Annotated in this window: 23 protein-coding genes; 11 read left to right on the top strand and 12 right to left on the bottom strand. The window is 69.5% G+C overall.

Annotated features, from left to right (window positions below; genetic code table 11):
• The coding region (locus VGJ14_11490; protein ID HEY2833038.1) for a GNAT family N-acetyltransferase at positions 1 to 428 on the bottom strand (428 nt) is incomplete at its 3' end.
• 3 nt (positions 429 to 431) lie between these two features.
• Positions 432 to 1,274: a methyltransferase domain-containing protein gene (locus VGJ14_11495; GenBank protein HEY2833039.1), complete on the bottom strand. Its 843-nt coding sequence runs from the start codon at positions 1,272 to 1,274 to the stop codon at positions 432 to 434.
• Positions 1,275 to 1,406: 132 nt separating this feature from the next.
• Between VGJ14_11495 and VGJ14_11500 the strand changes: the two genes are divergently transcribed.
• The 3 genes from VGJ14_11500 (at position 1,407) to VGJ14_11510 (ending at position 4,114) form a co-directional block, all read left to right on the top strand.
• Complete coding sequence (locus VGJ14_11500) at positions 1,407 to 2,180, top strand: SDR family NAD(P)-dependent oxidoreductase (GenBank protein ID HEY2833040.1); 774 nt, start codon at positions 1,407 to 1,409, stop codon at positions 2,178 to 2,180.
• 114 nt (positions 2,181 to 2,294) lie between these two features.
• Positions 2,295 to 3,167, top strand: a complete 873-nt coding sequence (locus tag VGJ14_11505) for an SGNH/GDSL hydrolase family protein (GenBank protein HEY2833041.1) — start codon at positions 2,295 to 2,297, stop codon at positions 3,165 to 3,167.
• A gap of 11 nt (positions 3,168 to 3,178) precedes the next feature.
• Positions 3,179 to 4,114 carry an LLM class F420-dependent oxidoreductase gene (locus tag VGJ14_11510; protein HEY2833042.1) on the top strand — a complete coding sequence of 312 codons (936 nt, stop codon included), beginning with the start codon at positions 3,179 to 3,181 and terminating at the stop codon, positions 4,112 to 4,114.
• Between the two features lies 1 nt (position 4,115).
• Here VGJ14_11510 and VGJ14_11515 read toward each other — a convergent pair whose 3' ends face one another.
• Positions 4,116 to 4,838 carry a response regulator transcription factor gene (locus tag VGJ14_11515; GenBank protein ID HEY2833043.1) on the bottom strand — a complete coding sequence of 241 codons (723 nt, stop codon included), beginning with the start codon at positions 4,836 to 4,838 and terminating at the stop codon, positions 4,116 to 4,118.
• Between the two features lie 394 nt (positions 4,839 to 5,232).
• Here VGJ14_11515 and VGJ14_11520 point away from each other — a divergent pair, with 394 nt between their 5' ends.
• A complete protein-coding gene (locus VGJ14_11520) occupies positions 5,233 to 6,450 on the top strand; it encodes an AI-2E family transporter (GenBank protein ID HEY2833044.1) in 1,218 nt (405 codons plus the stop codon).
• Here VGJ14_11520 and VGJ14_11525 read toward each other — a convergent pair.
• Together VGJ14_11525 and VGJ14_11530 are read right to left on the bottom strand one after the other, a co-directional pair.
• Positions 6,418 to 7,980 carry a HAMP domain-containing sensor histidine kinase gene (locus tag VGJ14_11525; protein ID HEY2833045.1) on the bottom strand — a complete coding sequence of 521 codons (1,563 nt, stop codon included), beginning with the start codon at positions 7,978 to 7,980 and terminating at the stop codon, positions 6,418 to 6,420. The genes VGJ14_11520 and VGJ14_11525 overlap by 33 nt on opposite strands.
• Positions 7,977 to 8,738 carry a response regulator transcription factor gene (locus VGJ14_11530; protein HEY2833046.1) on the bottom strand — a complete coding sequence of 254 codons (762 nt, stop codon included), beginning with the start codon at positions 8,736 to 8,738 and terminating at the stop codon, positions 7,977 to 7,979. The genes VGJ14_11525 and VGJ14_11530 overlap by 4 nt, the downstream gene beginning before the upstream one ends.
• Positions 8,739 to 8,935: 197 nt before the next feature.
• Here VGJ14_11530 and VGJ14_11535 point away from each other — a divergent pair, with 197 nt between their 5' ends.
• A complete protein-coding gene (locus VGJ14_11535) occupies positions 8,936 to 9,784 on the top strand; it encodes a hypothetical protein (GenBank protein HEY2833047.1) in 849 nt (282 codons plus the stop codon).
• Between the two features lie 27 nt (positions 9,785 to 9,811).
• Here the strand turns inward: VGJ14_11535 and VGJ14_11540 are convergent, their stop codons facing one another.
• The gene (locus tag VGJ14_11540; GenBank protein ID HEY2833048.1) at positions 9,812 to 10,300 is read right to left on the bottom strand and encodes a hypothetical protein; all 489 of its coding nucleotides are present in this window, start codon (positions 10,298 to 10,300) and stop codon (positions 9,812 to 9,814) included.
• A gap of 10 nt (positions 10,301 to 10,310) precedes the next feature.
• Positions 10,311 to 11,528 carry a branched-chain amino acid ABC transporter permease gene (locus VGJ14_11545; GenBank protein HEY2833049.1) on the bottom strand — a complete coding sequence of 406 codons (1,218 nt, stop codon included), beginning with the start codon at positions 11,526 to 11,528 and terminating at the stop codon, positions 10,311 to 10,313.
• Positions 11,529 to 11,642: 114 nt separating this feature from the next.
• Here VGJ14_11545 and VGJ14_11550 point away from each other — a divergent pair, with 114 nt between their 5' ends.
• Complete coding sequence (locus VGJ14_11550; protein ID HEY2833050.1) at positions 11,643 to 12,248, top strand: TetR/AcrR family transcriptional regulator; 606 nt, start codon at positions 11,643 to 11,645, stop codon at positions 12,246 to 12,248.
• Here VGJ14_11550 and VGJ14_11555 read toward each other — a convergent pair.
• Both VGJ14_11555 and def read right to left on the bottom strand, forming a co-directional pair.
• On the bottom strand, positions 12,245 to 14,212 hold the full coding sequence (locus VGJ14_11555) for a hypothetical protein (protein HEY2833051.1): 1,968 nt from the start codon (positions 14,210 to 14,212) through the stop codon (positions 12,245 to 12,247). The two genes, VGJ14_11550 and VGJ14_11555, sit on opposite strands and share 4 nt — an antisense overlap.
• Positions 14,213 to 14,435: 223 nt before the next feature.
• A complete protein-coding gene (gene def, locus VGJ14_11560) occupies positions 14,436 to 14,975 on the bottom strand; it encodes a peptide deformylase (protein HEY2833052.1) in 540 nt (179 codons plus the stop codon).
• A gap of 104 nt (positions 14,976 to 15,079) precedes the next feature.
• On the opposite strand from def, the gene VGJ14_11565 reads away from it, so the two are divergent.
• Positions 15,080 to 16,264: a cysteine--tRNA ligase gene (locus tag VGJ14_11565; GenBank protein ID HEY2833053.1), complete on the top strand. Its 1,185-nt coding sequence runs from the start codon at positions 15,080 to 15,082 to the stop codon at positions 16,262 to 16,264.
• Here the strand turns inward: VGJ14_11565 and VGJ14_11570 are convergent.
• On the bottom strand, positions 16,257 to 17,012 hold the full coding sequence (locus VGJ14_11570) for a helix-turn-helix domain-containing protein (GenBank protein HEY2833054.1): 756 nt from the start codon (positions 17,010 to 17,012) through the stop codon (positions 16,257 to 16,259). The genes VGJ14_11565 and VGJ14_11570 overlap by 8 nt on opposite strands.
• A 114-nt stretch (positions 17,013 to 17,126) precedes the next feature.
• Between VGJ14_11570 and VGJ14_11575 the strand changes: the two genes are divergently transcribed.
• From VGJ14_11575 to VGJ14_11585, 3 genes are read left to right on the top strand one after another with little or no spacing between them, the layout of a single operon-like run.
• Entirely contained in the window at positions 17,127 to 18,149 is a 1,023-nt protein-coding gene (locus tag VGJ14_11575) for a branched-chain amino acid ABC transporter permease (protein HEY2833055.1), read from the top strand.
• Complete coding sequence (locus tag VGJ14_11580; GenBank protein HEY2833056.1) at positions 18,146 to 18,838, top strand: ABC transporter ATP-binding protein; 693 nt, start codon at positions 18,146 to 18,148, stop codon at positions 18,836 to 18,838. The genes VGJ14_11575 and VGJ14_11580 overlap by 4 nt, the downstream gene beginning before the upstream one ends.
• Entirely contained in the window at positions 18,835 to 20,874 is a 2,040-nt protein-coding gene (locus tag VGJ14_11585; GenBank protein ID HEY2833057.1) for an ATP-binding cassette domain-containing protein, read from the top strand. The genes VGJ14_11580 and VGJ14_11585 overlap by 4 nt, the downstream gene beginning before the upstream one ends.
• 4 nt (positions 20,875 to 20,878) lie before the next feature.
• Here the strand turns inward: VGJ14_11585 and VGJ14_11590 are convergent, their stop codons facing one another.
• Positions 20,879 to 21,718 (bottom strand): serine protease, encoded by an 840-nt coding sequence (locus VGJ14_11590; protein ID HEY2833058.1) that lies wholly within the window; start codon positions 21,716 to 21,718, stop codon positions 20,879 to 20,881.
• Between the two features lie 588 nt (positions 21,719 to 22,306).
• On the opposite strand from VGJ14_11590, the gene VGJ14_11595 reads away from it, so the two are divergent.
• The gene (locus VGJ14_11595; protein ID HEY2833059.1) at positions 22,307 to 23,335 is read left to right on the top strand and encodes a polysaccharide deacetylase family protein; all 1,029 of its coding nucleotides are present in this window, start codon (positions 22,307 to 22,309) and stop codon (positions 23,333 to 23,335) included.
• Here the strand turns inward: VGJ14_11595 and VGJ14_11600 are convergent.
• The gene (locus VGJ14_11600) at positions 23,245 to 24,549 is read right to left on the bottom strand and encodes a SpoIID/LytB domain-containing protein (GenBank protein ID HEY2833060.1); all 1,305 of its coding nucleotides are present in this window, start codon (positions 24,547 to 24,549) and stop codon (positions 23,245 to 23,247) included. The genes VGJ14_11595 and VGJ14_11600 overlap by 91 nt on opposite strands.
• Between the last annotated feature and the right edge of the window lie 343 nt (positions 24,550 to 24,892).

Genomic DNA, 24,892 nt, shown 5'->3' on the forward strand with positions numbered 1-24,892 from the left:
GCCTCCGGCACCGTGGTCAGCACGCTGAACCCCAACGACCGCCACAGCCCCACCGCCGCGGTATTGCTCTCCACCACCGCGTTGAACTGCATCGCCCGATAGCCATCCTCAACGGCCGCTGCCAGCACGAACTCCCCCAACGCCCGCCCCACGCCACGCCCCGCGGCCGCCGGATCCACGATGAAGCTCGCATTGGCCACGTGCGCCCCGCCCCCGTCCAGATTCGGCACCAACTTCGCCGACCCCAGCACCCGATCGCCATCCACGGCCACGAACGTCCGCCCCGGCGGTCGCCGCAGCCACCAACCCCGCGCCTGCTCCTCGGGCAGGTCGCGGTCAACCGTGTACGTCTCCCCCGCCGCCAGGATCCCGCGCAAAAACGCCCAAACACCCGGCCAGTCCGCCCCCGTCGCTTCCCGGATCTGCACGCCTCAGCCCGGCACCCGAGCCAACGCGAACCGCGCCGTGGCCCGATGCACCAAGCCACCCTCATCGGCCTGACGCTGCGTCAGCATCGCGAAGACCTCCTCCTTCGCCGCCGGCAACCGATCCGGACCCACCGCGTCGATCAGAATCCGACCGCCGTGCGAACCCACCCAGGCCCAGTACTGGTCGACGCCGGAGAACCGGATCTCCTGCGCCGTTTCGGCCACCTCCACCTCTATGAACCCGGCCTCGGTGAGCATTGCCGCAATGGTCTCCGGGTGGTCGAACGGTTTGTCCGTGGCCTCCTCCCACGGCGGACCCTCGCGGTGTCGGTAGAGGATGCCCATCGCCTCGGCGAATTTCGGGTCCGAGGGCCCGAAGGAGCTCATCGCGAACCGGCCGCCCGGCCGCAACACCCGGGCCACCGCCCGCATCGCGTCCCGCGGAGCCGGCACAAAAAACATCACCATCCCCGCCATCACCACGTCAAAGCTGCCCGCCGGGAAGTCCGGCGCCGCCGCATCGCCCACCATCACGCTCACCTGGCTCAGGCCGGCCGCCGCGGCCTGCGCGGCGCACGCCTGGACCATGCGCGGTGACAGGTCGGTGCCCACCACCCGCCCGCCCGGCCCGACCGCTGCGGCGACCGGGAACAGCACGTGCCCCCGGCCACAACCCAGGTCCAGTACGGCCGCCCCCGGCTGCAGCGCCGCCCGCCGCGCGAGTTCGGCACCCAGCGGGGCGAAATAGTCCACCCCGACCTGCTCATAGGTGGCCGCGGAGTTGTCGAAGGCGGCCGCGATCGCGGCCTTCTGCGCCGCCGCCTGCTCGGCCTCCGCCTGCGTCACTGCCGCCTCCCCCACCGAGGTGTCCTCGCGACCATAACTCTGCGGCGATGTCAACGCTGACGAAGGGACAAACCCGACGTATCGTCATGTACAAGGACATTCCCCCGACGACGTCGCCACGGAGGTGCGCGAGTGCCGGATCGCGCCACCGCGACGCTCGGCGAGTTCGCCGACCGCACCGCTTTCGTCACCGGCGCCGCCTCCGGCATCGGTGCCGCGCTTGCCGTTGCGCTGGGCGAGGCGGGGGCCGCGGTGGCCCTGGCCGACCTCGACCCCGGCGGCCTGGACGCCACCGCCGGCCGCATCCGCGCCGCCGGTGGCCGCGCGCTGCCGTTGATCCTGGACGTCACCGAACCCAGCCGGGTCGACGACGCGATGGACGCCACGCTGGCCGAGTTCGGTGCGCTGCACCTGGCCGTGAACAGCGCCGGAATCGGCGGTCCGCCGGTGCTGATCGGCGACTACGAGATCAAGGACTGGCAGCGCATCCTGGACGTCAACCTGACCGGGGTTTTCCACTGCCTGCGGCGGGAGATCCCGGCGATGGTCGCGGCCGGCGGTGGGTCGATCGTCAACATCTCCTCCCTGGCGGGCACCCGCGGCTGCCCGATGATGAGCGCCTACGTGGCGGCCAAACACGGCGTCGCGGGGCTGACCAAGACCGCGGCGCTGGAGTACGCGGCCGCGGGCATACGGGTCAATGCGGTGGCCCCCGGCCCGGTGGACACCCCGCTGCTGGCCGACATGGACCCGTCCACCCGGCTGGCGTGGGAGAGCGGACACCCGTTGGGGCGGATGGCGACCACGGCGGACGTCACCGCGGCCTGCCTGTTCCTGCTCTCCGACCGGGCCTCGATGATCAGCGGCGTGCATCACGCCGTGGACGGCGGCCTGGGCATCGCCTGACCTCCCGCCGTTCAACACATTCCGTAATGTCTTGGTTACTCCACCCACACAGGGGTCGTCCTGTCATAACCCCATGCATAAGGTGAAATCCCTCGCCGCCTCAAGGGGTTTCGGATGGGTTTGTTGGGCCGTCGTGTCGCCACCGGCCTGACCGCGCTCGCGGTCACCTGGGCGAGCGCCGGTGCTGCGCACGCGGCGGCGCCTGCGTTGCAGCAGAAATATGTCGCGCTCGGCGACTCGTTCACGTCCTCGCCGATGACCGGCATGCCGGTCGGCGAGCCGGTGGGCTGCTCGCGTACCCAGAACAACTACCCGCGGCAGGTCGCCGCGGCGCTGCGGGTGAGCGACTTCGTCGATGTCAGCTGCGGCTCGGCCACCACCCGCGACCTGTTCGCGGCACAGAATGTGCTCGGCGGCAGCAACGCACCGCAGCTGGACGCGGTGGATGCGACCACCACGCTGGTGACGCTGGGCATCGGGGGCAACGACCTGGGCCTGATGGGTTGGTTGCAGCGCTGCGCCGACCTGGCCAGCCCCAACTGCATGGACCAGTGGGCACCCGGCGGGCCGGACGTGCTCGTGCAGCGCATCGCGAAGATCGCGGTGAACGTGGACCGGGCGCTGCAGGTCATCCACCACCGCGCCCCGCAGGCGCGGGTGCTGCTGGTCGGCTACCCGGTGGTGGCCCCGGTGGCGGGCGTCGGCTGTCTGCCGCAGCTGCCCATCGACGAATCCGACCTGGCCTACCTGCGCGACCTGCAGCAGCGGTTGAACGCGATGCTGGCCCGGGTCGCGTACTTCGGTGGGGCGACCTACGTGGACACCTACACCCCCTCCATCGGCCACGACCCGTGTCAGCTGGACGACGCGAAGTGGATCGAGGGCATGATCCCGGACCAGCCCGCCGCCGCCCTGCACCCGAACCTGTCGGGCCAGAACTCCTTTGCCCACGAGGTGCTCGCGCAGCTGGGAATCTCCCGCTCCTAAGCTCGGCCGCTATGGACCTGGGCTTCGCGCTTCCGTACACGGGCAGTTGGGCCACCCCGCAGAACCAGGCGACGGTCGCGCGGCGCGCGGACGAGTTGGGCTGGTCCTGCCTGTGGGCGGCACAGCGATTGCTGTACCCGGACACCCCGCTCAACGAGTACCCGGCCGCCCCCGGCCCGACCTGGCCGCCCATGTTCCGCAGCCTGCTCGACCCGGTCGTGTCGTTGACCTACGCCGCGGCGTTGACCAGTCGGATCCGGCTGGGCACCGCCTCGTTGATGTTGCCGTTGTTCTCCCCGGTGCTGTTGGCCAAGCAGCTGGCCACGCTGGACATACTCAGCGGCGGACGACTCAACGTCGGGGTGTCGCTGGGCTGGTCCAAGGACGAGTACGCCGCCACCGGGACGCCATTCCGGCAACGCGGCGCGCGGTTCGAGCAGTACATCCAGGCGCTGATCGCGGCGTGGACCTCGACCGCGATGGACACCGAGTTCGTCACCCTGCCGCCGCATGAGATGCGCCCAGCGCCGGTGCAGCAACCGCATCCGCCGCTGTTCATCGGTGGCTATGCCGACGCAGCGTTGCACCGCACCGTCAAATACGGCGCCGGCTACCTGGGCGGCAACATGCCGTTCGACACCATCGTCGACGTGCTCGGCCGGCTGACCCGCTATGCCGAGGCGGCCGGGCGCGATCCCAAGGACATGCGGTTGGTCTGCCGCGGCGTGACGACGCTGACCGACACCCCGGCCGCACCCGGCGCGCGTCCGCTGACCGGCACCGTGGAGCAGGTCGTGGCCGATGTGCAGCGCTTCGCCGAGGTGGGCGTGACGGAGCTGTTCCTGGACCTCAACTTCGACCCCGCGGTGGGCAGTGTCGACTCCGACGCCGCCGCCTCCATGGATCGCGCGCACGCGCTCCTGGAGCGGCTGGCGCCGGGTGGCTGAGCTACAACCAGCCGCTGTCGCGGACGATACGAATCGCGTCGATGCGGTTGCGAGCACCGAGCTTGCCGATGATCTTCGACAGGTAGTTGCGCACGGTGCCGTCGGACAGGCAGAGCTTGGACGCGATCTCGCGTACCGACTCACCCTGCGAGGCCCGGCGCAGCACCTCGAGCTCCCGCTCGGTCAGGCAATGCCCGTCGGACTCCAGCGCGGCGATGGCCAGCTTCGGGTCCACCACCCGCTCGCCCACGGCCACCCGGCGGATGCTCTCGGCCAGCCATGAGGCGGGCGCGTCCTTGTCCACCAGGCCCTGCGCGTGCGCCTCGAGTGCGCGACGCAGCGAACCCGGGGTGACCGCGGAGGTCAGGATCAGCACCTTGCACCGCGGCGCGCTCTCGTGCAGCCGACGGGACAGCGCGTAGCCGTCCCGGTTCGCCATGTCCACGTCGATGATGGCGACGTCCGCGCGGGTGCGGACCACCGCGGTGACCACGTCGGCATCCGAGCGCAGCGAGGCCGCGACCTGGATGTCCCGTTCGTAGGACAGCAGCGCGACCAGCGCGCCACCGTAGAGCGCGAGGCTCTCCGCGAGCACCACGCGGATCAGACCCACCGGCCGCTGTTCGGCCGGGCGCAGCCCGATCACCACGCCTTCGTCGTCGGTGCTGCGCGCCGCCAGGTTGCGCCCGGCGATCATCGGCACCCCGCCGCGTGCCGGCGGCACGCCCGGCATCGTCCGCTGGTTCGACCCGTCCACCCCACTGCCCCCTTTGACGCCACGCCCCGATGGCACCGTCTCGCTCGGATCACCCCGGTGACCAGGGAGATTGCGTGTCGTCAGTGTGGGAGGACGAATGCGGCACCGCCAGTGGGCAGCATCCGGGCGGTGGTCCGCGGGCCGCGCAGTGCACATCGGACAAACGGCGCGCCGGTGGATGGAACGGAAGTCCGAACGCCCGCAAAGCGGTGGGCAAAACGCCGCACACCGCGCATCTGGCGCGTGGAAAAACAGCATGGTTCAGCACAGGAATCACCGCGTTGATCCCCCGGACGGACGCACCCGACGGGGTCGGCTGCCTAGAATCGGCTCAATCACGGCGAGGAGGGGACGCACGCCGATGACCGTCACGCCGCGCCCTCCGACCCCGCGGACGGGGGGTACCACCCAGTCGCGGACGAGCCAGGACATCGCCGCGAACCTGCCGACAGTGATGCGGATCGGCGCGGCGATCGCCTGGCGGTTCGTGGCCATCGCGCTGGCCCTCTACGTGCTGGGCCGGGTGTTCAACGAACTGATCGACCTGTTCGTGCCGGTGGCCATCGCCCTGCTGCTGGCCGCGCTGCTCTCACCCGCCGTGGCCCGGCTGGTGCGCTGGGGCGTGCGCCGCGCGTGGGCCACCGCGATCGTGTTGATCGGCGGGCTGGCCGCGGTCGGCGGCCTGCTCACGTTCGTGATCACCCAGTTCGTAGACGGCCTGCCCGCGCTGCGCGACCAGGTCTCCGAGGCCATCGACAAGATCAACCATTGGCTGACCACCGGCCCGGCGCACATGTCCGACTCGCAGCTGCAGAAGTGGCTGACGCAGGCTCAGGACTCCATCAGGGGCAACCAGGGCGAGATCGCCTCGCACGCGCTGGACACCGCGGTGACCATCGGTCGGCTGGCCGGCGCGACGGCGTTGTGCATCTTCACGCTGATCTTCTTCCTGCACGACGGCGACGGGATCTGGCGCTTCGTCACTCGCGTCGTGCCGGGCGAGCACCGCGACCGGGTGGACCTGGCGGGCCGCCGCGGCTTCGCCGCGCTGGGCCACTACGTGCGGGCCACCGTGGTGGTGGCGATGATCGACTCAGTCAGCATCGGCATCGGGCTGGCCATCATCGGTGTCCCGTTGGCGGTGCCGCTGGCCGCGCTGATCTTCCTGGGCGCGTTCGTGCCGATCCTGGGCGCATTCGTCACCGGCACGGTGGCCGTGCTGGTGGCGTTGGTGGCCAACGGGGTGGTCTCGGCGCTAGTGGTGCTCGGTCTGCTACTCGCCGTCATGCAGCTCGAGGGCCACGTGCTGCAGCCACTGCTGCTCGGCCGCGCGGTCCGGCTGCACCCGTTGGCCGTGGTGCTCGGCATCGGCGTCGGGCTGACGCTGGCGGGTATCCCCGGTGCGCTGCTCGCGGTGCCGTTGCTGGCGGTGTTGAACGCCGGCGTGCGTTCGCTGCTGTCCGACGCCGACGCCGACGTGGACCCGGTGGAGATCGACCCGAACGAACCGGCGGAGGCCGAACCGGCCGGCTCCGAGGAGAACCAGTCAGGACTGCTGAGCCGGCTGCTGCGCCACTGACGCGTGTTCCTCGGCGGCCACCAGCGGCAGCGTCACGGAAAACGCGGTGTGCCCCGGTCGGCTGTCCACGCCGACCGTGCCGGAGTGCGCGGCAACCACTGCGGCCACGATCGCCAGGCCCAACCCGGTGCTGCCCGCGGCGCGGGACCGCGAGGAGTCACCGCGCGCGAAGCGCTCAAAGACCTCCGGCAGCAGCGCGGGCGGGATGCCCGGGCCGTTGTCCAACACGGTCATCACCGCCCGGCCGTCGACGGCGCTCAGCGACACGGTCACCTCGGTGCCGGGCGGCGTGTGCGTGCGCGCGTTCGCCAACAGGTTCACCGCCACCTGGGCCAACCGGGCCGGCTCACCGAGCACCACCACCGGGTCGTCGGGCAGGTCCAGCGTCCAGATGTGCGACGGGCCCGAGGCGTGCGCGTCGCTGAGCGCCCCGACCAAGAGAATCGACAGGTCCACCGGCTCGGCGATCACCGGCCGCCCGGCGTCCAGACTGGCCAGCAGCAGCAGATCCTCGACCAGACCGGTCATCCGTACCGCCTGCGACTCGACCCGGGACATCGCGTGGGCCACGTCCTCGGGCACCGGTTCGGTGCTGCGTCGGGACAGTTCGGCGTAGCCACGGATCGCGGCCAGCGGCGTGCGCAACTCGTGGCTGGCGTCGGCCACGAACTGCCGGACGCGGGTCTCGCTGGCCTGACGGGCACTCAGCGCCCCGGCCACGTGACCCAACATCGCGTTCAGCGCGGCGCCCACCTGGCCGACCTCGGTGCGCGGATCGGTGTCGGCCTCCGGCACCCGCACGGCCAGTGCCACCTCACCGCGATCCAGCGGCATCGTGGAGACCTGCCGCGCGGTGGACGCGACGCGGTGCAACGGACGCAGGGTGAGTCGCATCACCGCGGTGCCCGCCGCGCCGGCCACCATCAAGCCGCCCAACGCCACCGCACTGATCACCGCGAACAGCCGGAACGTGGCGTCCTCCACGCCCTTCTGCGGCAGGCCGGTGACCACCAGCGTGCCCGGAGCCACCCAGCTGGCGTGCAACCGGTATCGGCCCAGGGTGCTGCCGAGATCGCGGGTGTGGTTGTGGGTGTCCGCGGGCACCGTGGTCAGCATGTTGGCCTTGCCGGTGATGCTGCCGGCGTCGCCGACGGTGGTGAGGATCAACGGGCTGCCGGCCAATTGGCCGTTCTGCACCCGAGCGATGACCGTGCCCTCGTCCTGGGCCAGGCCGAAGCCCTGCGCCAGCGGCTGGTTGTGGGCGGTGCGTTCCGCCGCGGTGGCCACCTTCTCGTCCAGCTGGCCCATCAGGTAGCTGTGCAGCGCGAACACGCTGACCACGCCGATCACCATGCTGACGATCGCCAACATGGTGACCAGCACACCGATCAGCCGGGCGCGCAGGCTCCACCGGCCCGGGCCCCAGCTGTTCCAGCTGTGCAGCAGCCGGCGCTGCACCGGCACCCGCACCCGGGCCGCCACCTGCGTCGCCCGACCGCGGGTGGCATGCAGAGTCCGGGAGAGCGTCACCGGTCGGCGGGCTTGATCAAATAGCCCGCGCCGCGCAATGTGTGGATCATCGGCTCGCGACCCGCGTCGATCTTCTTGCGCAGGTAGGAGATGTAGAGCTCGACCACGTTCGCCTGACCACCGAAGTCGTAGTTCCACACCCGGTCCAGGATCTGCGCCTTGGACAGCACCCGGCGCGGATTGCGCATCAGATAGCGCAGCAGTTCGTACTCGGTCGCGGTCAGATTGATCTCGGTGCCGGCCCGGCGCACCTCGTGGCTGTCCTCGTCCAGCGTGAGGTCACCGACCACCAGCAACGCGTCGGACGGTGCACTGGTCGCGCGGGTGCGCCGGATCAGGCCGCGCAGTCGGGCGACGACCTCCTCCAGGCTGAACGGCTTGGTCACGTAGTCGTCGCCGCCCGCGGTCAGCCCCGCGATGCGATCGGCCACGTCGTCCTTGGCGGTGAGGAACAGCACCGGGATGTCCGCGGTGTCCGCGCGCAGCCGACGCAGCAACTCCAACCCGTCGATATCGGGCAACATGATGTCCAGTACCACCGCGTCCGGACGGAACTCGCGTGCGGTGCGCAGGGCCTCCGCGCCGTCGCCGGCGGTCTTGATCTGCCAGCCCTCGTACCGCAGCGCCATCGACAGCAGGTCGGTGAGGCTGGGTTCGTCGTCGACGACGAGCACACGGACGGGCGACCCGTCCGCGCGGCGCAGTTGCCCGCGCTCGGGCGAGGTTCGGTCGGCTCCCATCTGGCTCACCGTCGTCATGCTCCCATTCTGGGCTGGGCGCCCTGTAGCCCGGTTGTGCGTGTTCTGTGGGTTTCCTTTGGGTGGCGCGGCAATCTCACCACCAACCTCAATCCGTTCTACAGCGTCTCCACAGGCAGATATCGATCCTGGTAGCACGCGCGTGTCGCGCCGCCCGGAGGTACCGGTAGCGGCACACGCAGCGCCCGAGGAGCGCCATGGACGAGATCCCGCCCGCCGCCGCACCCACCGGCGACCCCGTTCCACTGTCGTGGCCGGTCGCCGAACCCGGCGCCAAAGGCCTGCGCAAGATCCCGCGCCGCGCGCTCACCATCTCGATCGCCACCACCGCACTGGTGGTGATCGGCGGCGCAGTGGTGGCCGGTGCGGTGGCCGCGGCCCCCAACGGCAACGGCACGCCGAGCCCGGTGGCACCCGGCCAGTCGGGCCCCGGCCCGATGATGCAGAACGGCAACCGTGCACACATGGCGGGCCCCATGCAGGCGGTGCACGGCGAGTACACCGTGCCCAACGGCAACGGCGGGTACCAGACCGAGGAGATGCAGCGCGGCTCGGTCACCGCGGTCAACGGCAGCACGTTCACCGTGAAGAGCGAGGACGGCTACACCCACGACTGGGTCACCGACGCCAACACCCGCATGGGCGGGGAGAAGCGGATGCGGATGATGCCGAACAACAACAACGGCACCACGCAGGTGCCCGCGCCGACCAACGCCACCAACGCCGGTCTGACGACCGGTCAGAACGTCATGGTGATGGGCACCAAGGACGGCGACACCTTCCACGCGGTACAGGTAAGGCCGATGCGGCAGGCCGATCAGAATCAGAACGCGCCCCTCGGAAACCAGGGCCGGCAGAAGATGCCCTACCGGGGCGGGGGTGGTGGTCAGTTCGGCCCGCGCGGCGGCATGCAGAACGGCCCGATGCAGTCGGCCCCGATGCCGCAGAACGGCCCGATGCAGTCGGGCCCGATGCAGTCCGCCCCAGTTCCGGACCAGACGCCGTCCGCTCCGGACTCCTCGCCGACGCCGACGCAGGCAAGCTGACCCGAGCCCCGTCGCGGTGGAGCGGGCTCACCACGACGGGGTCACCTTCAGCGTCGCCCGATCCTTGGTCACCTTGACGGCCCGCACGCTCATCCCGTCCGGGAACTTCTTCGACGCGCCCTGACGCAGCACCGCGGAATCCTGGCCCATCGCCACGGTGGCCGCACCCCGGGAGATCTTCACCAGACGCACCTCCATGCCACCGGCCGTCCCCGCGGTGCCCGGACGCAGCGTCACTGTGCCGGCGCCGGACCCGGTGCCCTCGTTCGGGACGGCAGCCACGGGTGGCATGCCCGGCGAGTTCATGTCCGTGCCCCCGGAAGCGCCCGACCCCATGGACATTCCCGGCATGGACATCCCGGGCATGGACACCGACAAGCTGGACAGGTCCTCGTCGGTGTCACCCTTGGCGTGTCCGCCCTGTCCGATCAGCGTGCCGAGCACCAGCACCCCACCAACCACCGCTGCGCACATGGGCAGCGGGTTGAGCCGCCGGCGGCCAGATCCTCGATACACCATTGGTCCCTCAGGAAACGATCGTGCGCAACCGGGAGTTTCCCGGTGCCTCCTGCCACGGCGTGCCCTCGTCGGATCCCCGCAGCTTGGTTAGCTCTCGGGTGCCGCGCCGGTCCCGGTGGGCCAGCAGGGCACGCGGCACCCGGGGTTGCACCACCAACCCGCGCACGCCCTCGCGAGCCACGGTGGCGCGCCATTTGCGACCCAGGTCCCCCAGCGAGCCGAAGACACCGCGCGGACCCATCAACACACCCGCGATCAGGCACACACCGCCGAGCAACTCGGGCTGGAAGTGATGCTGTTCCAACGCCATCGGCAGCGCCATGAAGAACATCCCGGTGAGCACCACCGCGATCACCGACTCGAACCCCGCGAACACCGGGATCGCCAGGTAGAACAGCGACTGCATCGCGTAGAACTGCTGGACCCCGGGCGGCGCGCCGAGTTGCGGTGCCCACAGCGCACCGCCGATACCCGCGAACAATCCACCCATGGCGAACGCCGCGACCTTGTATCGCCAAGGGTTGATGCCCATCGCGGCGGCCGCAGCCTTGTCGTAGCCCACAACGAGCATCGCGCGGCCGAAGCGACAGTGCCGGAATCGGTCCACGAGCAGCACACAGCAGACCGTCACGGCCAGCAGGAAGAAGTAGAAGTAACGCTCGTTACGCATGGAGATGCCGAAGAAGTTCGGTCGCGGCACGATCGGCGCCTGCAGGCCGCCGGTGAGCTTGCCCTGCGTGAACAACGAGTTCTCGAGGGTGAACTGCGCGGCCAGCGTGAGCACCATGATGTAGATCGGGTTGAGTCGCGCGGAAATCAGGGCGACCACCACCGATAACGCGACCACCGCGGCGATACCCATCAGTGCGGCCACCGGGAACGGCAAGGACAGCCCGTCGTAGTTGTCCCGGTAGGCCCACCCCGAGATGTAGATGGCCGAGCCGGTCAGGCCCGCCTGCATCAACGTCGTCTCGCGCGCGTAGCCCACCACGATCATCGTGCCGAGCGCGACGATGCCCATGAGAAACGACATCTGGATGATGAAGATCCAGTAGGTGCTGCCGATGAACCCGTAGCCGACGGCGCCGACCAACACGGCCAGGCGCAACCACGGATTGCCCTGCTGGATGCGGGCCTGCGGGAAGGCCCGGTCCGCCATCTCCGGCGTGGCCGGGATTTCCAGCATCGGCGGACCGGGCCGACCCGCAGTGGTCGGTGCGGCCATGAGCGTCACCTCCGGGGCGGCGTTCGCCCAAGCCGTAAGACAAACAAACTGACGCGTCGGTTTTTTAGGGACGATAGCCTCGCTGTGCCCGCCCCGGCAAGGAGGGAAACGCCGTTGCCCAAGATCGGCCCGGAACGCCGAGCGGCCAGACGTGAGCAGTTCGTCTCGGCCGCCCGCGAAGCGGCGGCGCAACGCGGTTACCGCGCGTTGACCGTCGACGATGTGTGCGCCGCTGCCGGGTTGTCCAAGGGCGCCTTCTACGCCTACTTCGCCGCCAAGCAGGACCTGCTGTCCGCGATGCTGGAAGCGGAGATCGCCGAGGTGGACACGGTGCTCAGCGCGCTCGAGAGGAGCGATACCTCGCAGTTGGACCGCGTGCGCAGTTACCTGCAGTCGATGGTGGTGCGCGGCCAGGACCCGGCTGAGGAACAACTGCGCGCCGAGGTGTGGTCGCGGGTGGCCGAGGATCCCCAGTTGGCCGCACGGTTGGCCGAGGAGGTGCGCTCTCGCCGGGTGCGGTTGGCCGCCTTCGCCGAAGCCGGCGCCCGGGACGGGGAGATGGTGCGGGTTCCGGCCAATGCGTTCGGCGCGATCCTGGTCGCGCTGGTCGACGGCCTGCTCTTGCACCACTCGGTGGACCCGGCGGGCTTCCGGTGGGAGAACGTACGCAAGGTCGTCGACATCCTGCTGGACCGACTCAGCCTCGCTCCGGAGTCCTAGCGGTTGGAGGTAGGTCGGCGACGTCGCCCGAGGACCCTTTGCCCCCGGCCCGGCGCCGCCGCGGGCGGGGCCATCGGCTGCTCGTGGGGTACCGCTCGCTGGTCGGATGCGGCGGCCACGTCACGGTCGGCAACGACGAACAACGCCTTGTGCGGCTTTGCGTTGCCGAACGGACCGTGTGGCCAGGACGCCCGGTTGAAGTCCCAGCCCGGCGAGGGGTCGACGAAGTCGTTGAAGTCCTTGTCGACCGAGAGCGCGCCGGTTTTGCCCACGGTGGCCACCCACAGCTTGTGGTCACTGAAGTAGGCGCTGCCGGCCCGGGAGACGAAGTAGTCCGTCCCCGCCAGCCGACCGGGTTGGTCGGTTTCGTGGTACTTGCCGTCCGGGCCCAGTGCGAAGTTGTCCACGGTGCCGAAGTGCGGCCCCAAGCCCGGCTTGGTCGGGTTGAGCGCGGCAGCACCGGCCAGCGACGGGCAGTCCTTGCTGAGGTGTTTGTCCAGGTCGCACTTCGGATCGGCGCCGGCGTTCACCAGCTTGGCGATGTCTATCACCATCATTCCGCCGGGCGTGCCCGGATCATTCGGACCCAGGATGCCCGCATGGCGACCCATCGTCGAGTGATAGAGGAATTTGTCGTTCGGGCTGGTCTGGACCCAGCCGCCGTGGGTGCCGGCACCGCGGGTATCCGGCCAACTGGGGTTGTAGCCCTTGATCGCGGTGCCGTCGTCCCACACCTTCCGCCACTGCGGGTGCGGCACGGTGATGTCCGGGGCGTAGAAGATCTCGCCGCCCTGCATGGTCTGCGCGAACGCGCCCTTGTGACCCGGCTGCTGGGTGACCGTGACCTCCATGGTCGCGCTGTTCTCGCGGTACAGCGGGGCCTTCGGGTCGCTCGCCGGGTTATCGGGGAGGTAGGTCACATCGGTGACCGTCGGGTGGTTGCGGTCGGAGATGTCCCAGGTCCGTACCGTCGGGCGGAACAGCTTCGCCGAGGCCGGGGGAAGGGGACTGAGGATGAGGTTTCTCGGCTCCACGTAATCGCCGGTGACCATGCGGTTCAGGTCCGGGCGCGCCTGAATGCCGTGCGGGTTGGCGCAGCTCGGCTTTCCGGTTGGCGGCAGGTTGTCGCACACGCTCGCCTTGTCACCCTGCGGCGTGGCGGCCGGGCTGATCGAGAGGACCTTGGCGTTCTGGTCGAGGTGCACGACCGAGCCCGGGCTGCCGGCATAACCGTTCCCAGAGCGCACCGAACCGTCGGAATAGCGGCACGGGCCGGGCAGCACCGGGCCGCCCATGTAGGTGGCATAGGCGGTGCGGTCGCTGAGGACGTAGTACGCATCCGGCACGGACCCGCACATCGTGTCGGTGGGCGCGCTCACGCCCCTGAGCGTGAGCATCGGCAGGGCAGACACGTCGATGGCGTAGGTCGTCGAGGTGTACAGGCCACCGACGAACAAGGTGTCACCCTTGTGCCAGGTGTACTGCGCGTGGTGCAACTCGTTGTACACCAGCGGGCTGAGCGTGACGGTGTTCACCAGACGGCCGTAGGACTGCGAGCCCTTCGTCGCGTCGATGACCGCAAGGAAGTCCGGCCCCACCAGTGCGTTCCTGGCCTTGTTCGCCGGGTCCTGCACCGAACCGGGCAGCGTCTTGGCGTCCCGCCCGACGGTGTCGGCGGCGTTCTCGTCGCTGGCCAACACCACCAGATACTCCTTGGGCGTGCCGCCGACATCCTGCTGGGCGTACTTGCGGACCAGGTGGTTGGTGACAGCAAAGATCTTGCCGTTGTCCGCCTGAATGCGGTTGGTGGAGACCAGCACGTCCCCGTAAGCGGCGGTGTGCACAAGATGGACGTCGGTGTAGGTCGCCGCCGAACTCGGCGCGGCAATTGCGACCAACGAAGCGACCATTGCCGACACGACGCCGAGCACGCCGGCCCGCCTGCGCGCTCGCCTTCTCAACATCCGTTACCTCCCGTGCCGCACCTCCGCGAACGTCCGTCTGGGGACGCCGGGCCAGGTCCGCGCGGGATCATCACAACCAAGCCTAAACAAACTGACGCGTCGGTTTTTTACCGACGATAGCTCGGGCTTTGTTCCCCGGCAAGAAGTCGACGACGTGGCCGCGATGCCGGCGGCAGAGATCGCCGAGGATGTACGCGTTCGGGCTCGAGCGCGTGCGGTCGGATCAGCCCAGCCCCGCCTCGGCCAGCACCCGTTTGCGAGCACGGCGACCCAACCGGTCCACATACACCGTGCCCGCAAGGTGGTCGTACTCATGTTGCAGGCAGCGGGCCAGCAACCCGGTGCCGACGATCTCAACCGGGGCCCCGGTCAGGTCCACACCGGTCACCGTCGCGTCATTCGGGCGGGCCAGCACGCCCTGTGGTCCGGGCACCGACAGACACCCCTCGTTGCCCTCGACCAACTCGCGGGCCTCGGGCAGGTGCAGCACCGGGTTGACGACAACCGCCAGCACGGGGCGCTCGTCCTCGTCCGGGCAGTCCACCACGAACACCCGCAGGCCCACACCGATTTGATTGGCCGCCAGGCCCACCCCGTCCGCGGCGTACATGCTGGCGAACATGTCCGCGACCAACTTGTCCAGGTCCGGGTGATCACTCGGCACCGGGACACACGGCTGGTGCAGCACCTGCTCCCCGTACAGCGTGATCGGTCGAGCCTCGCCCCCGGCCGCCAAGCCGCCGCCGTCGCGCTCGTCCGCCATCCGCACTCCACTCGCCCGTTCACCAACCGGCGCGATCGTAGCGAGCATGGTCCCCGCCCGGCCCGGTGCCGGCGCAGGCGCAATCGCGAGGCATGATGGCGGCCATGGGCGGGCTTTCGAACCTGGGCTCCGGCGTGGTCGGCATGTCCGGTCGGCTGGGCGCCACGCCGTCGCTGGGTACCCGCCAACTGCGGCTGGGCGCGGTGCGACTCCCGCTGCTCTCCCCCGGCCGCATCTACACCTGCGGCATCACCCCGTATGACGTGACCCACCTGGGTCACGCGGCCACCTTCGTGTGGTCCGACGTGTGCGCCACCGCGATGCGGTTGACCGGGGTGGATGTCGTCACCTGCCGCAACGTGACCGATGTGGACGACGTGCTGACCAGCGCGGCCGCCGCGCGGGGACGGCACTACGACGAGTTCGCGCTGTCCCAGGAGTTCCTGTTCGAGCAGGACATGAATGCACTGCAGGTGCGTCGCCCGGACCACGAACCGCGGGCCCGCCACCACGTGTCTCACGTGGTCGCGTTGGCATCCGCACTGCTGGCGTACAAGAAGGCCTACGTGCGCGACGGCTACGTGTTCTTCCGTGGCTCGGCGGTGCCCGACGAGTTCGGCATCGACCGGGCCGAGGCACTGCGGCTGTCCCGCGAGTTCGGGGACAATCCCGATGACCCCCGGCGCGACGATCCGTTCGATGTCGAGGTGTGGCGTCCCTCCGACGAGACACAACCGGCCTGGCCCAGCCCGTGGGGTTGGGGTCGACCCGGTTGGCACGCGGAGTGTGCCGCGATGGCGCATGCGCACCTCGGCGCCGGCTTCGATGTCCTGGCCGGCGGTGCGGACCTGGTGTTTCCGCACCACGCGTACCAGATCGCGCTGGGCGAGGCCGCGTCCCGAATCACCCACCTCGCGCGCGGCCGACTGGCGGTCGGCCAGGTCGGCATCAACGGCGCCAAGATGGCCAAGTCCACCGGCAACCTGGTGTTGGTTTCTGAGCTGCTGCAGAAGCACCGCCCGGCGGCGATCCGACTGCTGGTGCTGGACCGCCGCTGGGCCGACCCGTGGGAGTACCGGCCCGAATTGTTGATCGACGCCGAGGACCGACTGGAGCGGCTCTACTCCGCCGCGGGTCGATCGGGTGACCACAGCACGGCGCCCGAGGCCGTGGTGGACGCCTTGTTGGCCGACCTGGACGTACCGACCGCGTTGAATGTGGCCGAGGAGGCGGGCGGCGACGCGGCCCGAGGTGTGTTGCGCACGCTGCGGTTGGACCCCGTCATTTGACGGCGTCGCCGTCCTCGCTGGATGTCGGGTTCGGCTCGATCCCCCGGCCGCGCGGCGCGACCGTCACGCAGCAGTGGTCGGGACGCGGCATCAAGTGCGCCTCGAGCACCTCGACGCCCAACCCGTCCAGGATCCCGGCGACCAGTTCACAGTTCAGCGAACAGACCAACGCCCGGTCGGTGTCCAGCAGGCCGTGGAAGGGACAGTTGCGCAGCCGCACCTCGACTGAACCCTCGCGGCTGATCTCGGGTTCATAGCCCTGCTCCTCCAGCACCGGACGCAGCAACCCGAGCGCACGTTCCACCCCGAGCCGGCCCCGTTTCGCGGGACCCAGCGCGGTGGCGCCGATACCCGTGCCGCGACTGTGTGCGGCCCGCAGCGCCGGGCCACGTACCGTCTCACCGCCGACGTGGACCGCTTCCACCAGCATCGCGGCCATCGTGTCGTACCGGCGCTGCGGCAGGCTGAACTCGATCTGAGTGTCCGTCAGGCTGTACAGCTTGGGCGCGCGGCCCGGTCGGCGCAGCCGCGGCGTGCGGCCCTGGGTGATGGTGAGCAACCCGGCAGCCACCAACTTCTCCAGGTGGAACGCGGCCAGGTTCCGGGAGACCCCGGCCAGTTCGGCGGCCTCGTCGCGGGATATCGGGTTCGCGGCGGACCGGACATGGAAGTAGAGGTCGCGGCGCACGTCGTCGGCCAGCACGGCCAACGTGCCCACCGCGGTCTCCGTGTGCTGGCGAAGTGTCACGTCCGGGACAATATCACCAACGGACGTTTGTGCAATAGGTGTCGATCTACGCCACTACAGATTGACAATCGGCGCTCAATATCATTAATTACCGTTGTCCTACCCCGGACAGGCGTGCCGGTCGCCCCGGAGGTGTTGGTGCACTTCAACTTGTTCTTCACCGTATTGGTGGTGGGCGGGATCGCGGCCGGGCTCTACGGCTTCCTGCCGATCTCGCTGATTCTGACCTACCGGATCTCCCGCACCATCGCCTTCGTGCACGGCGGTATCGCGGCGCTGGGCGCGATCCTTTATTGGATCCTCTCGCTGCACAACGACTTCTTCCCGGACTTCATCATCACGTTCAGTCAGTCCCGGGATCCGAAGACATTCGGCCGCCGACCGAGGTGGGACGCGTTCCCCTCCATGCTGTTCGTCGTCGCGTTGGGCGCGGTTCTCGGCGGCGGCTACGGGTTCATCGTCATGTCCCGCCGGTTCGCCTCACTTACCGTGCTGACGCTGACCATCGTGTCGCTCGGCGCGATGATGGGCCTGGTCGGCATCGCGAGCCTGACGAACGTCGAGCCCGATGTGATCGCGGGTAGCCCGTTCGGCTCGGGTAGACACAAGGTGTTGCCGGAGTCGATGACCGACCACCAACCGCTGCTGATCACCAACAACCAGATCTTCACGTTCTGCACGGTGGTCGGGTTGTCCGTCGTGCTCGCCGTGTTCCTCACCCGCACGCACACCGGCCTGGTCATTCGCGCCCTCGCCGATGACCAGGAGGCCGGCGTTTGGTGCGGGGTCAAGCTGCGCGCCGTGGGCACTTTCGTGTACGCCACCTCCGGCGCCATCGCGGCCCTGGCGGGTGTGCTGACCAGCGTCACCATCGGCGCCAACCCCGCGGACATGCTGGTGTTCCTGCTGGACGGCCTGGCCATCGCCATCGTCGGCGGTCTGCGGTCGCTGCCGCTTGCGTTTCTCGGCGCACTGTTCTACGGGCTGACCGACACCGCGCTGAAGGTGGGCTTCTTCGGTGATGTCAGCCCGCCGCTGCAGGCGGTGGTCCTTTACGGCCTGCTGCTGTCGATCATCGTCGTGGCAGCCCGACTCCGGCGGGACAGCTTCTTCCTGCTGGAAAGGCAGTCGCTGTGACGGGCGAGCCCATCCTCGAGGTCCGCCGACTCGTCGCGGGGTATTCCGGCCAGGCCGTCCTGCACGACGTGGACATCGAGGTGCACGCCGGCGAGATCGTCTCCCTGCTCGGTGCGAACGGCGCCGGCAAGTCGACGTTGCTCAAGACGATCTTGGGCACCGTCCCGACCATTCGCGGTGACATTCATCTGCTCGGCGCGAACATCTCGCACTGGGCGCCGCACAAGCGGATATCGACCGGCATCGGCTTCTCGCCGGAGGGTCGGCGGATCTTCGCGAACCTGACCGTGGAGGAGAACCTGCTCATCGGCGCCACCTCGCTGAGCCGAGCGCATCGTCGGGACCAGATCGGCGCGGCGAGTGACCTCTTCCCGGTGCTCGCGCAGCGGATGAACCAGCGGGCCGGCACGTTGTCCGGGGGCGAGCAGCAGATGCTCGCCGTGGCGCGGGCGATGATGGCCAAACCCCGGCTGCTGATGGTGGAAGAACCCTCGCAGGGTCTGGCGCCGGTGGTGGTGGAGCGCATCTATGCCACGTTGCGCGAGATCGTCTCGCAGGGCGAGGTCGCCGTGTTGGTGGCCGAGCAGTTCCAGCAGGTCAACGAAGAGGCCAGCGACCGGATCCTGGTCATCGACAAGGGCGTGGTCATCCCGGACGCCGAACTCGCCGCCGCGCAGGTGGCCCGGTGAGTGCGCTGCCCAAGGTCCCCTCACTGAATCGCGCGGAGGGCGCGCACACCTATTCCCGCCCGGTTGTGCGGGCCATGTCCTCACCGGGCGCGCTGGCGTTCCTGCTGATTGTGCTGACCTTCCCGATGTGGCGACCCACCTACATGGTGTTCACCGCCAACGCGGGGCTGCCGGTGGCGATCACCGCGCTCGGTTTACTGGTGCTGGTCGGGTGGACCCGGGAGATCTCCCTGGCCACCTCGGGCATGTTCGTCTCCGCGGCCTACTTCGGCGGGTGGTTGAACCGTCCGCAGCCGGGCGGTCATGACTGGCCGTGGGTCATCACCGCGCTCGTGGTGGTGCTCACCTCGGCGGGTGTCATGGCGCTGTTGGCGTTGTCCTCGGCGAAACTGCCCGGCATCTACCTGGTGGTGCTGACCTACGGCCTACAGGTGGTCATCGAGAAGACGGTGTTGACCTACGGCTATCTGTCCGGTGGTCTGGGTGGCGGTGACGAGCAGGGCAACATCGTGGTCAACCGGCGTCCGCAGTTCCTCGGTCTGGATCTGAGCACCCACGCCAAGCACACCTGGTTCGGCCACCACATCAGCCAGGAATCGATCTTCTACTTCTTCACGCTGGGCTGGTTGGCCGTCGTGCTGATCCTCATGGTCCGGCTGCGCCGCTCCCCGATGGGTCTGGGCTTCCTGCTGGTCGGCGCCGCCCGTCAGGCCGCGGCCGCGGTCGGCGTTAACCCGCTGCGCTTCCGGATCTACGCGTTCGCCACCTCCGGTCTGTTGGCGGGCGTGGGCGGCATACTGCTCAACTGGTTGTACGTGAACCCGCCCGCGTTCGAGAACTACTTCTCGCCGTACTCGCTGGTGTTGCTGTCCATCCCGGTGTTGGCCGGCCTGGACTCGATCGCGTTCGTCGTGTTGGTCGCGGCGTTGTTCGTCATCGTCCCGGTGCAGCTGGAGTCGTGGCGGATCAGCCCGTTCCTGTTGGCCGCAGTCGGCCTGCTGGGCGGCGCACTGGTCGGCTCCCGGGGCTTGGGCGGTCGCGGGCACGACCTCTGGCGCCACTTGGTCCACGGCGACCGGATCACCCGGACCCAGCGGGAGCGGGTGGACACCGCTGCCCTACGCCGGGCCGATCGCGACATCGAGGCGATTTCCACCCTCACCCCACAACAGCGCTCGCACGCGCTGGCCGTCCTCGAGGCGTGGTTGCCGCCCCGGACCTCGAGTTACTACGCGGCCAAGGCGGACAACATCTCCGTGCATTTCGGCAGCGTCAAGGCACTGGACGGGGCCTCGATCGAGGTACCCACCCAGCAGATGGTCGGTCTGCTCGGGCCGAACGGCGCCGGCAAGACCACGTTGTTCGACGTGATCTCCGGTGTGCGACCGCCCGACTCCGGCAGGGTCAGCCTGTTCGGCAAACACGTGACCCGGATGCCCGCCTGGGATCGGTCCAAGCTCGGCATGGCGCGCACCTTCCAGACCACCCGGGTGATGAAGGACCTGACGGTGGGCGACAACCTGGTGGCCGGTGCCTACCAGCGGATCACCGCGCACCCGATGATGTTCCTGGCCGGTGCCCCCTCGGCGTGGCGTCAACTACGTGCCGCCGAGGAAGCGGCGTTCGCCGCGGCCCAACTGTTGGACATCGACCGCTACTGGAACGAGCGCTGCGGCACGCTGGAGTTCTCCGCCCGGCGCCGCACCGAGATCGGTCGTTGCCTGTTGGCCGGTCCACGTCTGATGCTGCTCGACGAGCCCGCCGCCGGTCTGGACCCGGCCTCGTCGGCGGCGCTGTTCACGCTGATCAAGAAGCTGCACGAGGACCTCGGTCTGACCGTGCTGCTGGTCGAGCACTACGTGAAGGCCGTGCTCGATTCCTGCGATCTGGTCTACGTGCTGGCCGAGGGCAAGATCCTCGCCCGGGGCACCCCGGCCGAGGTCGCCGCCAACGCCGAGGTGCGGGAGCGTTACCTCGGCACCCGGATGAGGTACACCGCGCCGAGCCTCGTCGCGGAAGAGGCCGCGCTGTCCTGAGGACTCAACCGCCGGCCGAGAAGGGCTCGGTGCCGTCGACCAAACGCAGGCCCTTGATCCCGGAGGTGGCCCGGGCGTAGGCCAGCATCCGTTGCATATCCGATACCCCGTTGGAACCCGGTGTCGGTGTCGTCACCAGGCTGGACAGCACCCCGAGCGCATGGCCCTGCGCGTCCAACACCGCGCTGCCCGAGTCGCCGGGGATGCCCGGGGTCAGGAAGTACGCCAGGTAGGACCAGTTGTCGTCCACCGCCATGGCCACCACGCCGGCCTTGGGCGAGAGCACCCCGATGCCGCCGCGCAGCGGGGTGTTCCCGTAGGCGTAGAGCTTGTCCCCGGCCGCCACCACCGCGGCGTTCACCCCGGTCGGGCCACCGAAGAAGGGCACGGTCGGACTCACCTGACCGCGCACCGCGTCCGGCAGCCGCACCAGCGCGAGGTCGTTGTCCAGGCACGCGGACGGGTTGGTCTCGTGCCGGGTCTGCATGGCGAGCCAGGAGTTGTACACCAGCTCGCCGATGATCTGCGACTCGATCACCGTCACCAGGGTGCCCAGCGGCAGCGTCTTGGAGCTGCAACCGTCGAGGTTGACCGAGTTGTTGTCGTTGGCCGAACAGTGGGCGGCCTGGCCGATGTAGACGTGGTTGGCCGCGTCGAGGAACACGAAGTTCGACGTGCAGTCCGAACCATGGGTGTCCAGCACCTGCCCCGGGTGCACGGTGGCCTTGTCCAGGGGAGCCCACGGCGGCAACGGGGACGTCGCGGCGCCGGCCGGCGGACCGGGCAGCAGCGCCGCCAGGACCAGCGTGGCAGCCGCCGTGGCGCGCCGTCGGGGTCGTTTCACGCACCTTCTCCTGATGCATCGGGGCCCCATGTGGACAACGCGCCCGGGCTCGTTTTCGTTACCCGGGGGGCTCGGACCGGGTCAAATAGGTAAAGAACACCACTGGTCACACCAAACCCACAAGACACGCCCAAGCGCTCAAATAACGAGTTTCGGCCCCTGAAGCTGACTCTTATGGCAAATTCTGGGCATACGCTTTTGCGTTCCAAGGGGGATTCATGGCACAAACCGGCCACCGGCGACAGCGTTGAACAACGTCCTGTCGCGTCGCCGGACGCCGGTGATCGTGCGCCGAGCCGACGCCGAACGGCCCAACCGACGGCGGCGTGGAGCACGCCGGTTGCCCTCCGCTCCGACCCGGCCCGCGGTCATCGCCTCCATCGTGCTGCTGCTCGCCACGCTCGCCTGGCTGCTCACCTTCGCCTACCTGGTCACCGTCGTCCACTGACCCGATCGTTCGACCTCGCCCGATCGGCTGATCCGGAAGTACCCGGACGGACCATTCAGTTCTGTTGACCCCTCGCGCGCAGCTTGCCCCTGCTGCACTGCGCTCGGGGGTTGATCACTGTGGGCCGATGGGGCGGGCAAGTGCTCGTGGCGGGTGTACTCGCCGCGACGACGGTGTTGAGTTTCGGCACGCAGGCCAGAGCGGAGACCACGCCGCCCGCCGCCGGCCCGCCCGGCAGCACGCCCCCGGCCGCGGCCCCGATGGACCCGGCACCCGCGCCGGCCCCGCCGGCCGGTGCGCCGACCCAGCCGGTCGGACCCGTCGTCAAAACGCCGGCCGCACCGAAGCCGAAGCCGATCGACTGTCGCCGGGTCAAGTGCGTGGCGCTGACCTTCGACGACGGGCCCGGGCCGTACACCAAGCGGTTGCTGGCCACGCTGCGCAAGGAGAAGGTGCATGCCACCTTCTTCTCCGTCGGCGAGATGGTCGCGGCGCGACCGCAGGTGGAGAAGCAGATCGCCAAGGCCGGGCACGAAATCGGCAACCACTCCTGGTCGCACCCGGACCTGGCGAAGCTCACCAATGCCGCGATCACCTCCCAGGTGAGCCGCACCGCGCACCAGATCGCGAAGGCCACCGGGCGGAAGCCGACGTTGATGCGCCCGCCGTACGGCGCCTACACCCCGCGGGTGCGCTCGTTGATCGGCGGCGCCCACGACGCCGTGGTGCTGTGGTCGGTGGACCCGCTGGACTGGAAATACCGCAACAGCAACAGCGTCTACAACCGGGTGACCAGCCAGACCAAGCCCGGCTCGATCGTGCTCATGCACGACATCCACTCCACCACGGTGGCCGCGGTGCCCCGGATCATCGCCACATTGCGCGCGCGGCACTACCACTTCGTCACGGTGTCCGAGCTCTACGGCGGACACCTCAAGGCGGGCCACGTCTACAGCGGCCGGGAGGCGGCTTACCACCCCAAGGCGAAGTCGCCGACCAAGGCCAAGACGCCGACCCATTCCGGCGCTGCGGCCGAGGGCGGGGCGGTGTTCACCGACCCCGGCGACGAGGCCGGCGATCAGCGGGGCGGCGGCGTGGCCAACGGCAACACCGGCAACGGTGGCAGTGTCGGTCCCGGCGAGGATGAGGGCGCCGGCGTCGCCAGCTGAGTGTCCGGCGCCGAGTGCCACCAGGAGTCGCGCAGCCGCATGGCCGAGGCGAACGCCTCGCCGGACACCCGCATCGAGGACTTCGTCCCGATCAGTTTCACCGAGAGCACGCGACCGCCCCAGTCCCCACGGCCGTCGCGGCGGTGCACGGCGATGCCCAGCACCTTGCCCAGGCGCGGCCAGTGCCGGGACACTCGGCCGGGCCGCACCGAGGCGTGCCACAGGTGGCCGCTGTTGTGCACCAAGCCGTCCCACGGATCCGGCTTGGCCACCAGGTACGGCTCATCCCCGGCCTGCGACCACCCACCGTTGGAGGCGGAGAACTCGGTGAACGCAACCGAGCCGCGATAGTCCAGGTACTGCCCGGCGGTGCCGGCCACGGCGCGGTCCGTGCTGGGCGCCTCCCAGTCGGTGACCCGGCCGGTGGAGGTCACCCGGCGCACCCCGTGATAGGCCTGGCAGGCGCTGGTGTCGCAGATGTCGGTGCCGCCGCCCCGGGCGTGGTCGGCCCGCCATCGGGCGTAGCTGCGCGCGGCCACCGCCTGTGCGGTCAGCGCCGCCGGGCGCCAGGTGCTCAATGACTCGCTGGGCACCACCGAGCGCAGATAGCCCTCCAGGTGCACCCCGTTCACCACGCGCAGGGCATCGGAGACCAGTTCGGCGCGCAGATCTCCGCGGTAGTCCCGGATCTCCTCGGGCAGCACCAGCCGCACGGTGTGGCCGGGGGCGACGAACCGGATCGGTGCATCGGACCTGTCCAACCTCATGCCATGCCAGGCCCCGGCCGCTCGGCCGGCCAGCTGCAGCCCGCCGTCGCCGGGCCGGGCGCGCCACTCGGTGACCGTTCGCCCGGCCCAGGCGGTGGGCAGCCGCCGCTCCCGCCCCCCGCCCTGCTGCACGCTCAGTCCGCGGACCGGCAGGACCCGCAGTTCCCCGGTATCCGCGGCTGTGATCAGCACGCGGAGGCGGGGGTTGTCCCCGCCGGACGCCAACGTGGTTCCGGGGTAATAGGTGGTCAGAATCCGTCGATAGTCGACGCCGGCCACGGCGGCGCCCTGCGCGCCCCACTGCGACATCCCGCGGCCGTGTCCGTACCCGTGACCGTCCAACCGGAACGCGCCGCGCACCGGCGTCAGCATCGGCTCATCGACGGTGCCGGCCAGCGCGGCGCACAGCAACGCCGTTGGCGCGGCCACCACTGCGACCAGCGACAACGGCGCGATCAAACGGGTCCAGCGGCGAACGGGAGGCTCCCGGGCTCGGCAACAGGTCGGCCGAAGCTACCTGCCGAACACCGCCGCACACCGACGTCACACGCCCGCCTGTGGATAACCCGCGTGTCTTTCACCCGTACGGGTGAACGCGTCGAAATACCCCCACTGGGTAATGGTTTGTTACAAAGGGGAACCGGGAACTGCACCGCAACGACATGTAATCCCGAGCGGTACTACCTGTCCGACCTCGATCGTCCGGAGAACGCGCCCATGCCCAGCCCTCGACATGTCGCAGCGTCCGCTGTCACGGTTGCCCTGACCCTCGCCCTGTCCGCCTGCGGCG

Source organism: Sporichthyaceae bacterium, from assembly GCA_036493475.1.
Taxonomy (GTDB): domain Bacteria; phylum Actinomycetota; class Actinomycetes; order Sporichthyales; family Sporichthyaceae; genus DASQPJ01.

Bases quoted from the DNA above. Each gene is read 5' to 3' on its own strand.
- VGJ14_11505 (HEY2833041.1), top strand. From the start codon at position 2,295: ATGGGTTTGTTGGGCCGTCGTGTCGCCACCGGCCTGACCGCGCTCGCG.
- VGJ14_11510 (HEY2833042.1), top strand. From the start codon at position 3,179: ATGGACCTGGGCTTCGCGCTTCCGTACACGGGCAGTTGGGCCACCCCG.
- VGJ14_11520 (HEY2833044.1), top strand. From the start codon at position 5,233: ATGACCGTCACGCCGCGCCCTCCGACCCCGCGGACGGGGGGTACCACC.
- VGJ14_11530 (HEY2833046.1), bottom strand. From the start codon at position 8,738: ATGACGACGGTGAGCCAGATGGGAGCCGACCGAACCTCGCCCGAGCGC.
- VGJ14_11535 (HEY2833047.1), top strand. From the start codon at position 8,936: ATGGACGAGATCCCGCCCGCCGCCGCACCCACCGGCGACCCCGTTCCA.
- VGJ14_11545 (HEY2833049.1), bottom strand. From the start codon at position 11,528: ATGGCCGCACCGACCACTGCGGGTCGGCCCGGTCCGCCGATGCTGGAA.
- VGJ14_11555 (HEY2833051.1), bottom strand. From the start codon at position 14,212: ATGTTGAGAAGGCGAGCGCGCAGGCGGGCCGGCGTGCTCGGCGTCGTG.
- def (HEY2833052.1), bottom strand. From the start codon at position 14,975: ATGGCGGACGAGCGCGACGGCGGCGGCTTGGCGGCCGGGGGCGAGGCT.
- VGJ14_11565 (HEY2833053.1), top strand. From the start codon at position 15,080: ATGGGCGGGCTTTCGAACCTGGGCTCCGGCGTGGTCGGCATGTCCGGT.